Source organism: Limnohabitans sp. Rim8 (assembly GCF_945869175.1).
In the GTDB taxonomy this organism is placed as follows: Bacteria; Pseudomonadota; Gammaproteobacteria; order Burkholderiales; family Burkholderiaceae_C; genus Limnohabitans_A.
Genome location: NZ_CAMBNZ010000030.1, coordinates 1 through 16,979, shown reverse-complemented (window position 1 = coordinate 16,979; position 16,979 = coordinate 1). Strand labels below are relative to the sequence as shown.

The window sequence follows — 16,979 nt, the reverse complement described above, 5'->3', positions numbered from 1 at the left end:
CGACAAGCCGGCCAGCAGCTAATTCTAAAATAATGACGTCATGCAAATGATGGGGTTAACATTCCTGCAGCAAGGCGACCACCACTTTGCGCCCTTCGCTGGCCAAAATATTGTAAGTACGGCAAGCGGCACCTGTGTCCATGGTCTCCATGCCAATGCCCTTGGAGATCAGAATGCCGAGCCATGCCGGTTTGGGAAAGCGCAGTCGCGCACCACTGCCAAAGAGAACCAATTCGGCACCCGTGGTGGTCAACACCTCAAAATCTGTGGCCTGGAGGTCTTCAAAACGGCGCACCTCCCAGACTTGAGGACTCGAGCCAGCCAAGCTGCTGACAATCAAAGAGCTTGAGAAGCGGTCTCCATTGACCTCGATCCATCCTGTGCCGTAAGCATTGATGGTGAGGCTGTTGGATTTGTCGGGTTGTAATTTCATGCGCGCGTTTGAGAAGACTTGGGATGGCTGGCCCAACAATAGAGGGCTTCCTCTGGATTTTTTGGGCGGATAAGGCCTCGAAATGTGGTCAAATTATAGGTTTTCCCTCTTGAAACTCCTTTTGGAGGCACTTTGAAGCCTATTCAAAAATCTGCCAAGCTCGCCAACGTTTGCTATGACATCCGCGGTCCCATCATGGACCGCGCCCGTCAAATGGAAGAGGATGGGCAAAAAATCATCAAACTGAACATCGGCAATTTGGCGGTTTTTGGTTTCGATGCCCCTGAAGAAATTCAGCAAGACATGATCCGAAACCTGCCCAACTCTGCGGGCTATTCGGACAGCAAAGGCATTTTTGCGGCGCGCAAGGCGGTGATGCATGAGACTCAAAAGCAAGGCATTCAGGGGGTCATGCTGGACGACATTTACTTGGGCAATGGGGCCAGCGAACTGATCGTGATGGCCACGAATGCGCTGCTCGACAACGGCGACGAGTTGCTCTTGCCATCGCCTGATTACCCCCTTTGGACGGCCGCGGCCAGTTTGTCGGGGGGGACGCCCGTGCATTACCACTGCGACGAATCCAATGGCTGGATGCCGGATTTGGCAGACATCCGAGCCAAAGTCACGCCCCGCACCAAAGGCATTGTGGTCATCAACCCCAATAACCCCACCGGCGCGTTGTACGCGGACGAGTTGCTTGTGGGCATTGTGGCGATTGCCCGCGAGCATGGCCTGGTGATTTTTGCGGACGAGGTGTACGACAAGGTCTTGTACGACGGCGTGAAACACACTCCTTTAGGCAGTTTGTCGCAAGACGTGCTGACATTGACTTTCAATTCTTTGTCAAAAAGCTACCGCTCTTGCGGCTACCGTGCGGGCTGGATGGTGATTTCGGGCGATAAGAAAAGGGCACGCGATTACATTGAGGGCCTGAACATGCTCTCCAACATGCGTTTGTGTGCCAACGTGCCGGGCCAATGGGCCATTCAAACGGCCTTGGGCGGGCACCAGAGCATCAATGAACTGGTGGGCGAGGGCGGTCGATTGCGCAAACAGCGTGATTTGGCGTACCAGCTGATCACGGCGATTCCGGGTGTCAGCTGCGTCAAACCGCGGGCGGCTTTGTACATGTTTCCAAAGCTCGACCACCAAATTTACCCTGTTCAGGATGATCAGGATTTCTTCTTGCAATTGCTGGAAGAAACCAAGGTCATGTTGGTCCAGGGTACGGGCTTTAACTGGCCCGATGCCGACCATTTCCGCATCGTGTTCTTGCCCCATGAAGACGACTTGCGCGAGGCCATTGGCCGCGTGGCCCGTTTTCTGGAGGGGGCACGCAAACGTTTCGGTACCGAAGCGGTGCCGGCCTGATTTCAATCTTGCCTGAGTCTTTCGGGCGCAATGGCTAAAGAAGATAAAAAATGAATCCGATCAAAGTAGGTCTGCTGGGCATGGGCACTGTGGGCAGTGGCACTTTCAATGTGCTGCTGCGCAACCAAGAAGAAATCCAGCGCCGTGCCGGGCGTGGCATTGAAATCACCATGGTGGCTGACCTGGACGTGGCGCGTGTCCAAGCCTTGGTGGGCGAGGGCGTTCAAGTGGTGGGCGATGCCCGTGCGGTGATCGCTAACCCAGAAATCGACATCGTCATTGAGTTGATCGGCGGTTATGGCATTGCCAAGATCCTGGTGATGGAAGCCATTGCAGCCGGCAAACATGTGGTCACTGCCAACAAGGCCTTGCTGGCGGTGCATGGCACCGAAATCTTTGCCGCTGCACAGTCCAAAGGTGTGATGGTGGCTTTTGAAGCGGCTGTGGCTGGGGGCATCCCGATCATCAAGGCGCTGCGCGAGGGCCTGACGGCCAACAGCATCCAGTGGGTCGCCGGCATCATCAATGGCACGACCAACTTCATCTTGTCCGAAATGCGCGACAAGGGTCTGGACTTTGGCCTGGTGCTTAAGGAAGCCCAGCGCTTGGGTTATGCCGAAGCAGATCCCACCTTCGACATCGAAGGCGTGGATGCAGCCCACAAAGTGACCTTGATGAGTGCGATCGCTTTTGGCATTCCGGTTCAGTTTGACAAAGCCTATGTGGAAGGCATCACGAAGCTGGGCGCGGCAGACATCAAGTACGCCGAGAAGCTGGGTTACCGCATCAAACTGCTTGGCATCACCAAGCGTACACCTCAGGGCATTGAACTGCGCGTTCACCCCAGCTTGGTGCCGACCCAGCGTCTCATCGCCAATGTCGAAGGTGCGATGAACGCCGTGATGGTGCAGGGCGACGCCGTAGGCACCACCCTCTATTACGGCAAAGGCGCGGGTTCTGAGCCTACGGCCAGCGCAGTGATTGCCGATTTGGTGGACATCACCCGTTTGCACACTGCCGACCCGCTCAACCGCGTGCCGCATTTGGCATTCCAGCCGGGTTCCTTGAGCAATTTGACCGTTTTGCCGATGGCCGATGTCGTCACCAGTTATTACCTGCGTTTGCGCGTGGCCGACCAAGCGGGCGTTTTGGCCAAGCTCACCGGTTTGTTGGCCGATGCGGGCATCAGCATCGACGCCGTCTTGCAGCGCGAAGCCGATCAGGTCAGCCAAGCGGGGGAAAACCAAACCGACGTGATCATCCTGACCCACGACACCCGTGAAGGGACTTTGAACGATGTGCTGGTCCAGATGCAGGCCCTGCCTACCGTCATGGCGCCCATCGTGCGCATTCGCAAGGAAGAGTTGAACTGATGCTTTACCTGTCTACACGCGGTCATCCTGACCGCAAGCGTTTCTGTGAAATTTTGTTGGAGGGTCTGGCTCCCGACGGCGGTCTTTATCTGCCCGAAAGCTATCCGCAGTTGGATAACGCTCGGCTTCAAGCGTTGCGTCATGTTTGGCAAACCCGTGGCTATGCCGCCTTGGCATTTGAAGTGCTGTCGCTCTACATTGACGATATCCCTGCCGCTGACTTGAAAGCATTGTGCGAAAAAACGTACACCCAAGCGGTGTTTGGCACGCCTCAAATTGTCCCGCTCAAGCCCTTGCAGACCCCAGGTTCGGCCAAACCAGATGTGTATTTGGAAGCCTTGTCGAACGGCCCCACTTTGGCCTTCAAGGACATGGCCATGCAGTTGCTGGGCCACTTGTTTGAGTACGAACTGGCCCGCCGGGGTGAAGAGCTGAACATTTTGGGTGCCACGTCAGGCGACACCGGCAGCGCGGCCGAATACGCCATGCGCGGCAAGGCCGGTGTGCGTGTGTTCATGACCAGCCCCAACGGCCGCATGAGCCCCTTCCAACAAGCGCAGATGTTCAGCTTGCTTGATGAAAATATCCACAACATCGCCATCGACGGCGTGTTCGACGACTGTCAAGACATTGTCAAGGCGGTCTCCAACGACCTGGACTTCAAGCGCAAATACAAAATTGGCACGGTCAACTCCATCAACTGGGCGCGTTTGCTGGCCCAGGTGGTGTATTACTTTGCCGGTTACTTCCAGGCCACAGAAAGCAACGACCAGAAAGTCAGCTTCACGGTGCCCAGCGGCAACTTTGGCAACGTCTGCGCCGGCCATGTGGCCCGCATGATGGGGCTGCCCATTGACCGCTTGGTGGTGGCCACCAATGAAAACGATGTGCTTGACGAGTTCTTCCGCACGGGCATTTACCGCGTGCGCGGCACGGCCGATACGCACGAGACCTCCAGTCCCTCCATGGACATTTCCAAAGCCAGCAATTTCGAGCGTTTTGTGTTTGACCTGCTGGAGCGCGATGCCGCCAAAATCAAAGCTATCTTTGGTGAAGGTCTGAGCCGACAAGGGTTTTTCGACCTGTCTTCTGACACACGCTTTGCGCAAGCTGCAACCACTTACGGTTTTGACAGCGGACGCAGCACCCACGCTGATCGCCTGAAAACACTCCAACAGGTCTTTGCTGCTTACAGCGTCATGATCGACACCCACACCGCCGACGGCGTGAAGGTGGCCAAAGAGCATCTGAATCCGCAAGTGCCCATGATCGTGTTGGAAACAGCGTTGCCCATCAAGTTTGCCGCCACCATTGTGCAAGCTTTGGGCCGACAGCCTGAGCGCCCACCGCAGTTTGAGGGCATCGAAGCCCTGCCCAAACGGGTGCAGGTGATGAAGGCGGATGTGGACTTGATCAAAGCCTACATCACACAACACTGCGACTGAAAACCCATGAACACCGCCCCACGCGCACCATGGATGACACTGGACGCTGCCTTGCAGGATTTGTTGGCGAGCATCCAGGCTTCAACAAGGCATGAGACGGTCAATACGCTGGACGCCGACGGCCGCTTTCTGGCGCAAGACGTGGTCTCGGCCATTCAGGTGCCCGCTTTTGACAACTCTTCCATGGACGGTTATGCGGTCCGTGTCGCCGACGTGCAGCAAACAGGTGCCGAGCTGACTGTCACACAACGGATTCCTGCAGGTCACTTTGGTGAAGCTTTGCTGCCTGGGCAAACGGCTCGCATTTTCACCGGGGCGCCTGTGCCGCCCGGAGCCGATGCCATCGTGATGCAAGAGCAAACTGAGTTGGTCCCCGGACAAGAGGCTTCGCGGGTGAGGTTGTTGACCACCCCCAAGGCAGGGCATTGGATCCGACGCAGTGGCGAAGATGTCCGGGCAGGCGATACGGTGCTCAAGCGCGGCCAAAAACTCGGTCCTGCCGAACTGGGTTTGGCTGCCAGTTTGGGAATAGCCCATTTGCAAGTCGTGGCGAGGCCGAAAGTGGCTTTGTTTTCAACAGGCGATGAGTTGGTCATGCCCGGCGATGTCGCACCGGCAGACATGCGGCCTGGGGCCATTTACAACTCCAACCGTTTTTTCTTGCGGGCTTTGTTGCACCGCATGGGTTGCGAGGTGAGCGACTTCGGCATTGTTCCGGATCGGCGGGAAGCCACGGTGGACGCGCTCAAAACCGCCGCGGAGCAAAACGACTTGATTGTCACCAGCGGTGGCGTGTCCGTGGGTGAAGAAGACCATGTCAAACCTGCGGTGCAATCTTTGGGGCAATTGGTGCTCTGGCAAATTGCCATGAAGCCCGGCAAACCTTTTGCTTACGGGCATGTGCGTCGTGACCCTGCAAAAGGTGTTGCCCATTTTGTGGGTTTGCCCGGGAACCCGGTGTCGAGCTTCATCACCTTTTTGCTCTTGGTCAAGCCTTTGATATTGGCTTTGTATGGGGCCTCGCCTCAGTCGCCGGTACCGTATACCTTGCCGGCACACTTTGACTTGCCCAAGGCCGACAAGCGGCGAGAATTTTTGCGCGTCCGACGCAATGCACAGGGTGGTTTGGATTTATTCCCCAACCAAAGCTCCGGTGTATTGACCTCGGTGGTTTGGGGCGATGGTGTGGTGGACAACCCCGCGGGACAAACCATTGCCCATGGTGACCTGTTGCAATTTTGGTCTTTTGCGGATTGGCTCTCATGAAAATCCAGCTGCGTTATTTCGCATCGCTGCGTGAAACCATCGGTGTGGGCAGTGAAACATTTGAGACAGCGGCTACTGATGTGGCCAGTCTTCGGCAAGCGCTGATCGCGCGAGGTGGTGTGCATGCGCAATGCCTGGCACTGGATTTGCCCGTGCGCGTGGCCGTCAATCAGGTCATGGCCAGCGATACCTCGCCTTTGGTCGGTGATTGCGAAGTGGCATTTTTCCCGCCCGTCACAGGAGGCTGACCCCATGCGGCCGCAGGTGACCATTCAAACCGAAGACTTCGATGTGTCTGAGGAGCTCCAAGCCCTGCGCGCGCAGGATCTGCGTGTGGGTGCCGTGTGCAGCTTTGTGGGCACGGTACGCGACACCCAAACACTCACGGGCCAAGCCAGTGACGAGGTGCAAGCCATGGAGCTGGAGCATTACCCCGGCATGACCGAAAATTCGATCGAAGCCATGATCGAACAAGCCCACCAGAGATTCGACTTTTACGCTGCCCGGGTGGTCCACCGCGTCGGGCGTTTGTTACCCGCCGACCAAATTGTGCTGGTGGCGGTCACCTCGGCGCATCGGGGTGAGAGCTTCAAGGCCTGTGAGTTCTTGATGGATTACCTCAAAACCCAGGCCCCATTCTGGAAAAAAGAGCAGACTCCGCAAGGTGCTCATTGGGTGGACGCGCGAGTTTCGGACGATGCGGCACTGGCCCGTTGGGGCATTCAGAGCAGCAACCGCTGATACCGATGTGGCCCACAGGTCCATTGCGGGCCATGGTCGCCGGGCAAGACGTCCTCATCAATGTTTGTAGGTCGGTGTGACCATGGCCAATTGGTTGGGGGCCAAGGTAGCGTTGTCATGTGTTACCGCTGCCATTTTCCAGTCTGCCTTTTCCAGCATTTGTCGCACCAAATGAATGAATCCGTGAACCAACTCAGCGTGCAGGTTCAGATGACAAGACTGGATGGCTTCCCCTAATTTTTGCTGAAACACCAACTCCAAGCTGCCATTGGATTGCAGGCTCAGTTGCACATCGGTCACGAGGAGGGGCTCGGGGCCCAAAGGAAGTTGCTGCACCTGCGATGCATAAGGCGTGGCGAAATCGGCAGTTTGCAAAAAAGCTTCCCGCTTGATGTCGTTCAAAATTTGCTGTGAATGGGGATCTGCAGCGGCGATGCCGGGTTGTGCTGCTTCCAAACGCACCAAGGATTGGTCCATGGCTGGAATGAGACGATGAACCAGCCTGCGTGTGAGCCAAAAACGAAACTCGTGCCCTTGCTGTGTGTTCAGACGCACCAACAATCGGTCTTGGACTTCGTCGTGACTGACGGACAGTTGGTGGATATGCATTCCTTGATTTTAGGCAAGAAAGCGCAGCTTGAGCCGCTTGAAAATGGCCAATGACCCCCAAGCTGAGACACATTGGAGAAATTTCATGCGCTTAGACAAATTGACGACCAAATTCCACGAAGCCCTGTCCGATGCGCAATCGCTGGCGCTGGGAGGAGACCATGCTTACATTGAGCCCGCACACGTTTTGTTGGCCATGCTCAAACAAGACGATGGCCCTAAATCTTTGCTGATGCGCGCTGGCGTGCAAGTGCCAGGTCTCTTGCTGGCAGCGGAAACGGCGGTGAACCGTTTGCCCAAGGTCACAGGGCAGGACCAGGTTCAAGTGGGGCCAGATTTGGCCAAACTGCTGCAAGCGGCCGAAAAAGAGTCCATCAAACGGGGCGATGCATTCATTGCCAGTGAGCTTTTTTTATTGGCCTTGGCCGATCACAAAGGTGACATTGGGCGCTGGGTCAAAGAGCAGGGCATGAGCCGCAAAAGTTTGGAGTCGGCGATCGACGCGGTTCGCGGGGGTCAAAACGTGGGCACGGCGGAGTCCGAGGGGCAACGTGAAGCCCTGAAAAAATATTGCATCGATCTGACAGAGCGAGCCCGCATGGGCAAATTGGACCCGGTGATCGGCCGTGACGATGAAATCCGACGTGCCATTCAAGTATTGCAGCGACGCACCAAGAACAACCCGGTGCTGATCGGTGAGCCGGGTGTGGGCAAAACTGCGATTGTGGAGGGCTTGGCCCAACGCATCGTGGCCGGTGAGGTCCCCGATTCTCTCAAGGGCAAACGCGTGTTGTCACTGGACATGGCTGCTTTGTTGGCGGGCGCGAAATTCAGGGGGGAATTTGAAGAGCGCCTGAAAACCGTGCTCAGTGAATTGGCCAAAGACGAAGGCCAGACCATCGTCTTCATTGATGAGTTGCACACCATGGTTGGCGCGGGCAAGGCCGAGGGGGCAATGGACGCGGGCAATATGCTCAAACCAGCGCTGGCCCGCGGCGAGCTCCATTGCGTAGGGGCCACCACACTCGATGAATACCGCAAGTACATTGAAAAAGACGCTGCTTTGGAGCGCCGTTTCCAGAAAATTTTGGTCAACGAACCCTCCGTCGAGGCCACCATCGCGATCTTGCGCGGTTTGCAAGAAAAGTATGAAATTCACCATGGCGTGGACATCACCGATCCGGCCATTGTGGCCGCTGCCGAACTCAGTCACCGCTACATCACCGACCGTTTTTTGCCCGACAAAGCGATCGATTTGATCGATGAAGCGGCCGCCAAAATCAAAATCGAGATCGATTCCAAACCTGAGGTCATGGACAAACTGGATCGACGGTTGATCCAGTTGCAAATTGAGCGCGAAGCGGTTCGCAAAGAAAACGACGAGGCATCACAAAAACGTTTTGCATTGATTGAAGAGGAAATCGTCAAGCTGAAAAAAGAGGCCGCTGACTTGGAGGAAATTTGGCACGCAGAGAAAGCCCAAGCCCAAGGTGGCCAGCAAGTTCGCGAAGAGATTGACCATTTGCGCCAGCAAATTGAAGAATTCACCCGCAAGGGCGATTTCAACAAGGTGGCTGAGCTGCAATACGGCAAGCTGCCAGCCTTGGAAAAAACACTCAAAGAAGTGCAAGCCAAAGAGGCTGCGCCTGGCGACCAACCTGTGCACCGTTTGTTGCGCACACAGGTGGGTGCCGAAGAAATCGCCGAAGTGGTCTCTCGGGCAACGGGCATTCCGGTGTCGAAAATGATGCAGGGAGAGCGGGAAAAATTGTTGCAGATGGAAGACAAGCTGCACCAGCGCGTGGTTGGGCAAGACGAAGCGATTGCCGCTGTGGCCAACGCCATTCGCCGCTCACGCTCGGGTTTGTCTGATCCCAATCGACCCACCGGTTCCTTCCTTTTCTTGGGCCCTACAGGCGTGGGCAAGACGGAATTGTGCAAAGCCTTGGCGGGGTTTTTGTTCGACAGTGAAGACCATCTTATCCGCATGGACATGAGTGAGTTCATGGAAAAACACTCTGTGGCCCGCTTGATCGGAGCGCCGCCCGGTTATGTGGGTTACGAGGAGGGCGGTTATTTGACCGAGGCCGTTCGCCGCAAGCCATACAGCGTGCTGCTGCTCGACGAGGTCGAAAAAGCCCACCCGGATGTGTTCAATGTCTTGCTCCAAGTGCTTGACGATGGCCGCTTGACCGACGGTCAAGGCCGGACGGTGGACTTTAAAAACACGGTGATTGTGATGACGTCCAATTTGGGCTCGCACCTGATCCAGTCCATGGTGGGTCAGCCTGCCGAAGACATCAAGGATGCGGTGTGGGACGAACTCAAGACCCATTTCCGCCCCGAGTTTTTGAACCGCATCGATGAGACTGTGGTCTTCCATGGTTTGGACGCCCAACACATCGCTTCCATCGCTGAAATTCAACTGCAGGTCTTGAAAACACGACTGGCCCGCATGGATTTGAGCTTGAATGTCAGCCCTGCGGCCTTGTCGGAATTGGCCAAAGTCGGTTTTGACCCGGTTTTTGGTGCACGTCCCTTGAAGCGTGCGATCCAGCAGCGCTTGGAAAACCCCTTGTCCAAGCTCTTGCTTGAGGGTCGTTTTCCGCCCAAATGCAGCATCGACGTGTCGGTGGACCCGGTGCGCAACCCTGGACAATTCGATTTCAAAGTGGTCGAACAAGCCATTTGAGGGGCTTCGCTCTACACGGTTGCCGTGCACGGTTGTGACAGCCGTGTTGGATGGTCTTGGGCACAATAAGCCATGACTTCAAAAATTGCTGGCCATCTGCTTGTTGAATGCCTCTTGGCCCAAGGCGTGACCCATGCTTTTGGGGTGCCTGGTGAGAGTTATCTGGCGGTGCTGGATGGCTTTCATGTGCACCGCGACGCCATCCAGTTTGTGACCTGCAGGCAAGAAGGGGGCGCTGCCTTCATGGCAGAGGCGCAGGGCAAGCTCACCGGCCGACCGGGCATTTGCTTTGTGACCCGGGGTCCCGGTGCCACGAATGCGTCGATTGGCGTGCACACGGCTTTCCAAGACTCGACGCCCATGATTTTGTTTGTGGGTGACGTGGCCAGTGACACCCGAGACCGAGAAGCCTTTCAAGAAATGGATTACACCCATTTCTTTGGCCCCTCCACCAAGGGCATGGCCAAACGGGTCGAGCGCGTAGACGATCCGGAGCGTCTGCCCGAATACGTGGCCCGTGCTTTCGCCACAGCCATGAACGGTCGTCCTGGCCCGGTGGTGTTGGTGTTGCCTGAGGACATGCTGACCCAACCCGTTATGGCCAATGCTCTGCAACGCTTGGAGGCCATCCAAGCCTGGAGCGATCCTGGTGCTTTGCGAAGCCTTCGCGACATGCTGTTGGCTGCACGCCAGCCCTTGGTCATTGCAGGGGGCGGCGGTTGGACGACACAGTCCGCCCAAGCGCTTCAGCGCTTTGCCGAAAACTGGCAGTTGCCGGTCACCAACGCGTTTCGCTTTCAAGACACGTTTGACAACCACCACCCCTTGTACGCTGGAGATGTGGGCATTGGCATCGGCCCTGCATTGGCTCAGCGGGTGCGTGACGCAGATCTGATCTTGGCCATTGGTCCCCGCTTGGGCGAAATGACCACGGGCGGGTACACCTTGCTCCAAGCCCCCAAAACGAAGCAAAAGCTGGTGCACATCCACGCCAGTGCCGAAGAACTGAACCGGGTCTACCAAGCCGATTTGGCCATTCATGCCACCATGAACGCTGCTGCACGAAGCTTGGAGGTCTTGACAGCGCCGAATCAGCTCCCGTGGACAACTTGGACGCAGGCTGCGCATGCAGACTACTTAGACAACTTGGAACCTCAAACTTTGCCCGGCAACATCGACATGCCGGCCATCGTTGCCTTGCTGCAAAAGCATTTGCCTGCCGATGCGGTTCTCACCAATGGTGCTGGGAACTTTGCCAGCTGGATGCACCGGTTTTACAAACACCACGGCTTGGCCAAAGGCCACAAGACCCAATTGGCCCCCACCGTCGGTGCCATGGGTTATGGTGTTCCCGCCGGCATTGCTGCTAATTTGTTGACTGGACGTCTGGCATTCACCATCACTGGAGATGGCGATTTTTTGATGAATGGCCAAGAATTGGCCACTGCCGTTCAGCATGGCGGCAAAAGCATCATTTTGCTGCTCAACAACGGCATGTTTGGCACCATCCGCATGCACCAAGAGCGCGAATACCCTGAGCACGTGACAGGTTCAAAATTGCAAAATCCAGATTTTGCAGTCTTGGCACAGGCTTATGGTTATGTGGGGGTGCGCATCGACAAAACCGATGACTTTGAAGTGGCATTACGGGAGGCGCTCGCCCGGCCAGTAGGCACCTTGATCGAGGTGATCTTGGACCCGGAAGTGATCACCACCCGCGGCACACTGAGCGCCATCACCCAAACGGCTTTGTCCAAGCAAGTGGGACAGGGCTGATCAGCCACAGGGCTTTTCGTCTTCCAGCTCAGTGCTCGTCGCCCAATAAAAAACCCGCCGAGGCGGGTTTTTTTAGTGAAAGCATCACCGAATCACTTCAAGTGCTTGCCGATCAAGCCCGCCATTTCGAACATGGTGACTTGAGCTTTGCCAAACACAGCCTTGAGCTTGTCGTCGGCGTTGATGGCACGACGGTTCACGCTGTCTTGCAGGTTGTGCTTCTTGATGTAGACCCACATCTTGCTGACCACCTCGGTGCGTGGCAGTGGGGTTGCGCCGACCACAGCAGCCAATGCAGCACTGGGAGTCAATGCTTTCATAAAGGCTGGATTGGGGGTGCGCTTGGCTGCAGGAGCCTTTTTAGCTGGGGTTTTTGCCGCAGCCTTAGGTTGGCTTGCTGCTGCTTTTTTAGCAGGAGCAGCTTTTTTGGCTGGCGCTGCTTTTGCAGCAGGAGCAGCTTTTTTGGCCGGGGTTTTTTTAGCAGTTGCCATGGTGATTTTCCTTCGATCGGAATGGGGTTCAGCGCTGAGTCACAGTTTGTTTTCAGCTGATTGCATGCTACTGGAGAAACAGGCCCATTCCAAGCTGTTTCCTCATTTTTCTATAGGGGTTGTTCCTGATTTTTAAGGATGTTTTTTGACTTATGACGGGCCTCTTTCGTGTCCTCGTTCAAAGTCATTTGCATTTCGGGATTCGACACTTCTTTTTTGGGACCTTTCACGCTTTTGATGAGATCGGTCATTGATATTTTTTTGTGGCACCGTCTTGTTATCTCACAGCTCGTTTTTTATTTCACATTACAAAATATTTACCAAATTGCCTTTGATATTTTTCTTGATATGGAAAAATTAAAATCACAATATGAAAAAATTCTCCTAAGCCACTGTTTTTAAACAAGAAAAAATAAGTCTTATATAAGACACAAGAATAAAAATAAGTCTTCTATAAGAGTTAAGATCGATGTAACGACGAAGCAGAATTCGCTGCCCACATCGCCCGATTGCAACTTGACTTCAGGAGTCTTTCCATGCCAGCCAACATCTCCGAACAACTCAGCCGTGAACAACAAATCGCCGCCCTCGAAAAAGATTGGGCGACCAACCCCCGCTGGAAAGGTGTCAAGCGCGGCTACTCCGCAGCCGACGTCGTGCGCCTGCGCGGCAGCATGCCCATCGAGCACACCTTGGCCAAACGTGGTGCGGAAAAGCTTTGGGACAAAATCAATGGCGGTGCCAAAAAAGGCTACGTCAATTCTTTTGGCGCCATCAGCGCAGGCCAAGCCATGCAGCAAGCCAAGGCCGGCCTAGAGGCTGTGTACTTGTCGGGCTGGCAAGTGGCTGCTGACGGCAACACCTCAGAGACCATGTATCCCGATCAGTCGCTGTACGCTTATGACTCTGTGCCCACTATGGTTCGCCGTATCAACAACACCTTCAAGCGTGCAGATGAGATCCAATGGGGTCGCGGCATCAACCCTGGTGACAAAGAATTCATCGACTATTTCTTGCCCATTGTGGCTGACGCTGAAGCTGGTTTCGGTGGCGTGCTGAATGCCTTCGAATTGATGAAGAACATGATTGCATCCGGCGCTGCTGGCGTGCACTTCGAGGACCAATTGGCCGCTGTCAAGAAATGCGGACACATGGGCGGCAAAGTGCTAGTCCCCACACATGAAGCTTGCGAAAAATTGATTTCTGCACGTTTTGCAGCGGACGTCATGGGGGTGCCCACGATTGTGTTGGCCCGCACCGATGCAGAAGCAGCCAACCTCATCACATCCGATCACGATGCCAACGACAAGCCTTTCTTAACGGGTGAGCGCACCCAAGAAGGCTTCTACCGCGTCAAAAATGGTGTCGAGCAAGCCATCAGCCGCGGCGTGGCGTATGCGCCTTACGCAGACTTGGTGTGGTGTGAAACGGGCGTGCCAGACATTGGTTTTGCCCGCGAATTCGCACAAGCCGTGCACGCCGCTTGCCCAGGCAAACTGCTGTCATACAACTGCTCGCCCTCGTTCAACTGGAAGAAAAACTTGAACGACAGCCAAATTGCATCATTCCAGGACGACTTGTCGGCATTGGGCTACAAATACCAGTTCATCACTTTGGCCGGTATCCACATCAACTGGTTCAACACCTTCCAGTTTGCGCACGCCTACGCCCGTGGTGAAGGCATGAAGCATTACACCGAGATGGTGCAAGAGCCCGAATTTGCTGCTCGTGAAAAGGGTTACACCTTTGTATCGCACCAGCAAGAAGTCGGCGCCGGCTACTTCGACGACGTGACCACCGTGATCCAGGGCGGTTCGTCTTCGGTGAAAGCCCTGACCGGTTCTACTGAAGAAGAGCAGTTCCACTGATCGACTTCCCAAGAGGCTGAAGGAGAGGGCGGCTAAAATCTGCTCTCTGCGTTCAGACATTCCCCCCAAGCGCGGCCCTTGCCGCGCTTTTTTACTTGTACACACATGGTTCAGATCACTCTTCCCGACGGTTCATTGCGTGAATTCCCCGGTCCTGTGACCGTCGCCGAAGTGGCCGCCTCCATCGGTGCGGGTTTGGCCAAAGCCGCTTTGGGTGGCAAGGTCAACGGCCAGTTGGTGGACACCAGTTTCAGCATGGCGGCCAATTCGCAATTGGCCATCGTCACCGCCAAGGACCCTGAAGGCTTGGAATTGATCCGTCACTCGACGGCACACCTGTTGGCGTACGCCGTGAAAGCCTTGTTTCCCGAGGCGCAAGTGACGATCGGACCCGTGATCGAAAATGGTTTTTATTACGACTTTTCCTACAGCCGTCCGTTCACGCCAGAAGATTTGGTAACCATTGAAAAGCGCATGACCGAGTTGGCCGCGAAAGACGAGCCCGTGCTGCGCCGTGTGCTGCCGCGTGACGATGCGGTTGCACATTTCAAATCGATCGGCGAACACTACAAGGCTGAGATCATCGGCAGCATTCCAGCAGACCAAGAAGTCAGCCTGTACCGCGAAGGTGAGTTTGAAGACCTGTGCCGCGGCCCGCATGTGCCCAGCACCGGCAAGCTCAAGCACTTCAAACTCATGAAGGTCGCGGGTGCCTATTGGCGGGGCGACAGCAAAAACGAAATGCTGCAACGCGTGTATGGCACGGCATGGGCCAGCAAAGAAGACTTGCAGCAATACCTGGTGCGTCTGGAGGAGGCTGAAAAACGCGACCACCGCAAACTGGGGCGTGAGTTGGATTTATTCCATATTGACGAACATGCGCCGGGTCTGGTGTTCTGGCACCCAAAGGGCTGGACAGTTTGGCAGACCATTGAGCAGTACATGCGGCAGGTCTACCGTGACAATGGCTATCAAGAGGTCAAGGGGCCACAGATCATCGACAAGAGCCTTTGGGAAAAAACCGGTCATTGGGACAAGTACCGCGACAACATGTTCACCACCGAGTCGGAAAAACGCGACTACGCGCTCAAGCCGATGAACTGCCCAGGGCACATCCTGATTTTCAAACAAGGCATCAAGAGCTACCGCGATTTGCCATTGCGTTACGGTGAATTTGGCCAGTGCCACCGCAATGAACCTTCGGGCGGCTTGCACGGCATCATGCGTGTGCGGGGCTTCACGCAAGACGACGGTCACATTTTCTGCACAGAAAATCAGATTCTTCCCGAATGCGACACCTTCACCAAGGTGCTCAAGAAGGTCTATGCCGACTTTGGTTTCACCGACATCTTGTACAAAGTGTCGACGCGCCCAGCGGCCCGCATCGGATCGGACGAACTCTGGGACAAGGCCGAAAAAGCGTTGATGGACAGTCTGCGCGCCTCGGGATGCGAATTTGTGATTTCTGAGGGAGATGGTGCCTTCTATGGTCCCAAGATCGAATACACCCTGAAAGATGCCATTGGCCGTGAGTGGCAGTGCGGCACGATCCAGGTGGACTTCAACCTGTCCGAGCGACTGGACGCCGAATACACCGCAGAAGACGGCAGCCGCCAGCGCCCCGTGATCTTGCACCGCGCCATTGTGGGCAGCATGGAACGGTTCATCGGTATTTTGATCGAGCAACATGCTGGCGCATTGCCCACATGGCTGGCACCACTGCAGGTGTCTATCCTTAACATCACCGATGCGCAGGCCGATTACTGTCGTGAAATCGCTGCAAAACTGCAAAAATCAGTGTCGAATCAAGGCCTTAGGGTTGATCTGGACCTTCGCAACGAGAAAATCACGTATAAAATACGCGAGCATTCGTTGCAAAAGCTGCCTTACATCCTTGTTGCTGGCGACAAGGAGAAAGCAGCAGGTACCGTCGCAGTGCGCGCCCGAGGCAACAAAGACCTCGGTGTGATGTCGATCAATGCGTTCATTGAACTCATTGCAGCCAACATCACTTCTAAAGCCTGAAGGTGAGTTTCGCCACATGCTTTGGCCCGCGGGCACAAAGATGGATGAGCTGCATGTCGCAGTTTTGTTCCGTAAAGGATTGAGTCATCGCTACCGAATTTCGTGATCGTCGCCACCGCGAAGAACGTAAACACCGTTTGAACCGTGAAATCATGGCCCCTGAGGTCCGTGTTTCCGGCCCTGAAAATGAGCCCATGGGCATCTTGTCATTGGGAGATGCTTTGCGGCTGGCCGGTGAGATGGATGTGGATTTGGTTGAAATTGCCGCCACCGCCACACCTCCGGTCTGCCGTTTGATGGATTACGGCAAGTTCAAGTACCAAGAACAAAAGCGTGCGGCAGAAGCCAAAGCCAAGCAAACGGTCATTGACATCAAAGAAGTCAAGTTCCGTCCGGGTACCGACGATGGTGACTACAACATCAAGATGCGCAACATCCGCCGATTTTTGGCAGATGGTGACAAATGCAAGATCACTTTGCGATTCCGTGGACGCGAGATCACGCACCAAGAGCTGGGCATGGATTTGCTGAACCGGATTCGTGACGAATTGGCCGATTCGATCATCGTCGAGCAGTTTCCCAAGTTGGAAGGCCGTCAGATGATCATGATGATCGCGCCAGGTCGCAAGAAACCCACCAGCGGCAAGCCAACAGACTTGACTGCGCCAGCTGAATCGGTTTGAACAGTGTTTGATCTGTCTTCGGGCGGGTCGAATCAAAAGTTGCCTTCGGGTGATTTTTGTTAAAAGTGGCTCGGGGCCAACAAGGCTGCAAATTTTTTGCAGACGCCTCACGAGCACAATTAAAGGAGCATGAATATGCCCAAGATGAAGACCAAAAGCAGTGCTAAAAAGCGCTTCCGTGTTCGTCCCGGTGGAACCGTTAA

At 55.2% G+C, this 16,979-nt stretch carries 14 protein-coding genes and 1 pseudogene; 12 read left to right on the top strand and 3 right to left on the bottom strand.

Features of this window, described 5'->3' with window-relative positions; genetic code table 11:
- Positions 1 to 55 precede the first annotated feature (55 nt).
- Positions 56 to 433, bottom strand: coding sequence for an Mth938-like domain-containing protein (locus Q0O19_RS06570; protein ID WP_295521161.1), 378 nt, complete (start codon positions 431 to 433; stop codon positions 56 to 58).
- 132 nt (positions 434 to 565) lie between these two features.
- Between Q0O19_RS06570 and Q0O19_RS06565 the strand changes: the two genes are divergently transcribed.
- The 6 genes from Q0O19_RS06565 to Q0O19_RS06540 are packed head-to-tail and all read left to right on the top strand — an operon-like array spanning position 566 to position 6,632.
- A complete protein-coding gene (locus Q0O19_RS06565) occupies positions 566 to 1,807 on the top strand; it encodes a pyridoxal phosphate-dependent aminotransferase (RefSeq protein WP_295521159.1) in 1,242 nt (413 codons plus the stop codon).
- 50 nt (positions 1,808 to 1,857) lie between these two features.
- Positions 1,858 to 3,180, top strand: a complete 1,323-nt coding sequence (locus Q0O19_RS06560; RefSeq protein WP_295521157.1) for a homoserine dehydrogenase — start codon at positions 1,858 to 1,860, stop codon at positions 3,178 to 3,180.
- Positions 3,180 to 4,625, top strand: coding sequence for a threonine synthase (gene thrC, locus Q0O19_RS06555; protein WP_295521155.1), 1,446 nt, complete (start codon positions 3,180 to 3,182; stop codon positions 4,623 to 4,625). The genes Q0O19_RS06560 and thrC overlap by 1 nt, the downstream gene beginning before the upstream one ends.
- 6 nt (positions 4,626 to 4,631) lie before the next feature.
- Positions 4,632 to 5,891, top strand: a complete 1,260-nt coding sequence (gene glp, locus Q0O19_RS06550; protein WP_295521153.1) for a gephyrin-like molybdotransferase Glp — start codon at positions 4,632 to 4,634, stop codon at positions 5,889 to 5,891.
- Positions 5,888 to 6,139 carry a MoaD/ThiS family protein gene (locus Q0O19_RS06545; RefSeq protein WP_295521151.1) on the top strand — a complete coding sequence of 84 codons (252 nt, stop codon included), beginning with the start codon at positions 5,888 to 5,890 and terminating at the stop codon, positions 6,137 to 6,139. Before glp ends, Q0O19_RS06545 begins: the two co-directional genes overlap by 4 nt.
- A gap of 4 nt (positions 6,140 to 6,143) precedes the next feature.
- On the top strand, positions 6,144 to 6,632 hold the full coding sequence (locus Q0O19_RS06540; RefSeq protein WP_295521149.1) for a molybdenum cofactor biosynthesis protein MoaE: 489 nt from the start codon (positions 6,144 to 6,146) through the stop codon (positions 6,630 to 6,632).
- Between the two features lie 57 nt (positions 6,633 to 6,689).
- On the opposite strand, the gene Q0O19_RS06535 is transcribed toward Q0O19_RS06540, so the two are convergent.
- Positions 6,690 to 7,241 carry a hypothetical protein gene (locus Q0O19_RS06535; RefSeq protein ID WP_295521147.1) on the bottom strand — a complete coding sequence of 184 codons (552 nt, stop codon included), beginning with the start codon at positions 7,239 to 7,241 and terminating at the stop codon, positions 6,690 to 6,692.
- Between the two features lie 85 nt (positions 7,242 to 7,326).
- Between Q0O19_RS06535 and clpB the strand changes: the two genes are divergently transcribed.
- Positions 7,327 to 9,933: an ATP-dependent chaperone ClpB gene (clpB, locus tag Q0O19_RS06530; protein WP_295521145.1), complete on the top strand. Its 2,607-nt coding sequence runs from the start codon at positions 7,327 to 7,329 to the stop codon at positions 9,931 to 9,933.
- Positions 9,934 to 10,005: 72 nt separating this feature from the next.
- Positions 10,006 to 11,709, top strand: coding sequence for a thiamine pyrophosphate-binding protein (locus Q0O19_RS06525; protein ID WP_295521142.1), 1,704 nt, complete (start codon positions 10,006 to 10,008; stop codon positions 11,707 to 11,709).
- Between the two features lie 92 nt (positions 11,710 to 11,801).
- On the opposite strand, the gene Q0O19_RS06520 is transcribed toward Q0O19_RS06525, so the two are convergent.
- Complete coding sequence (locus Q0O19_RS06520) at positions 11,802 to 12,200, bottom strand: SWIB/MDM2 domain-containing protein (protein ID WP_295521140.1); 399 nt, start codon at positions 12,198 to 12,200, stop codon at positions 11,802 to 11,804.
- Positions 12,201 to 12,736: 536 nt separating this feature from the next.
- Here Q0O19_RS06520 and aceA point away from each other — a divergent pair.
- The 4 genes and pseudogenes from aceA to Q0O19_RS06500 form a co-directional block, all read left to right on the top strand.
- Entirely contained in the window at positions 12,737 to 14,068 is a 1,332-nt protein-coding gene (gene aceA / locus Q0O19_RS06515) for an isocitrate lyase (RefSeq protein ID WP_295521138.1), read from the top strand.
- Positions 14,069 to 14,173: 105 nt separating this feature from the next.
- Complete coding sequence (gene thrS / locus Q0O19_RS06510) at positions 14,174 to 16,093, top strand: threonine--tRNA ligase (protein WP_295521136.1); 1,920 nt, start codon at positions 14,174 to 14,176, stop codon at positions 16,091 to 16,093.
- Positions 16,094 to 16,179: 86 nt separating this feature from the next.
- Positions 16,180 to 16,776 (top strand): translation initiation factor IF-3, encoded by a 597-nt coding sequence (gene infC, locus Q0O19_RS06505; RefSeq protein WP_295521174.1) that lies wholly within the window; start codon positions 16,180 to 16,182, stop codon positions 16,774 to 16,776.
- A gap of 135 nt (positions 16,777 to 16,911) precedes the next feature.
- Positions 16,912 to 16,979, top strand: a pseudogene (locus tag Q0O19_RS06500) (50S ribosomal protein L35); the annotation flags it as partial.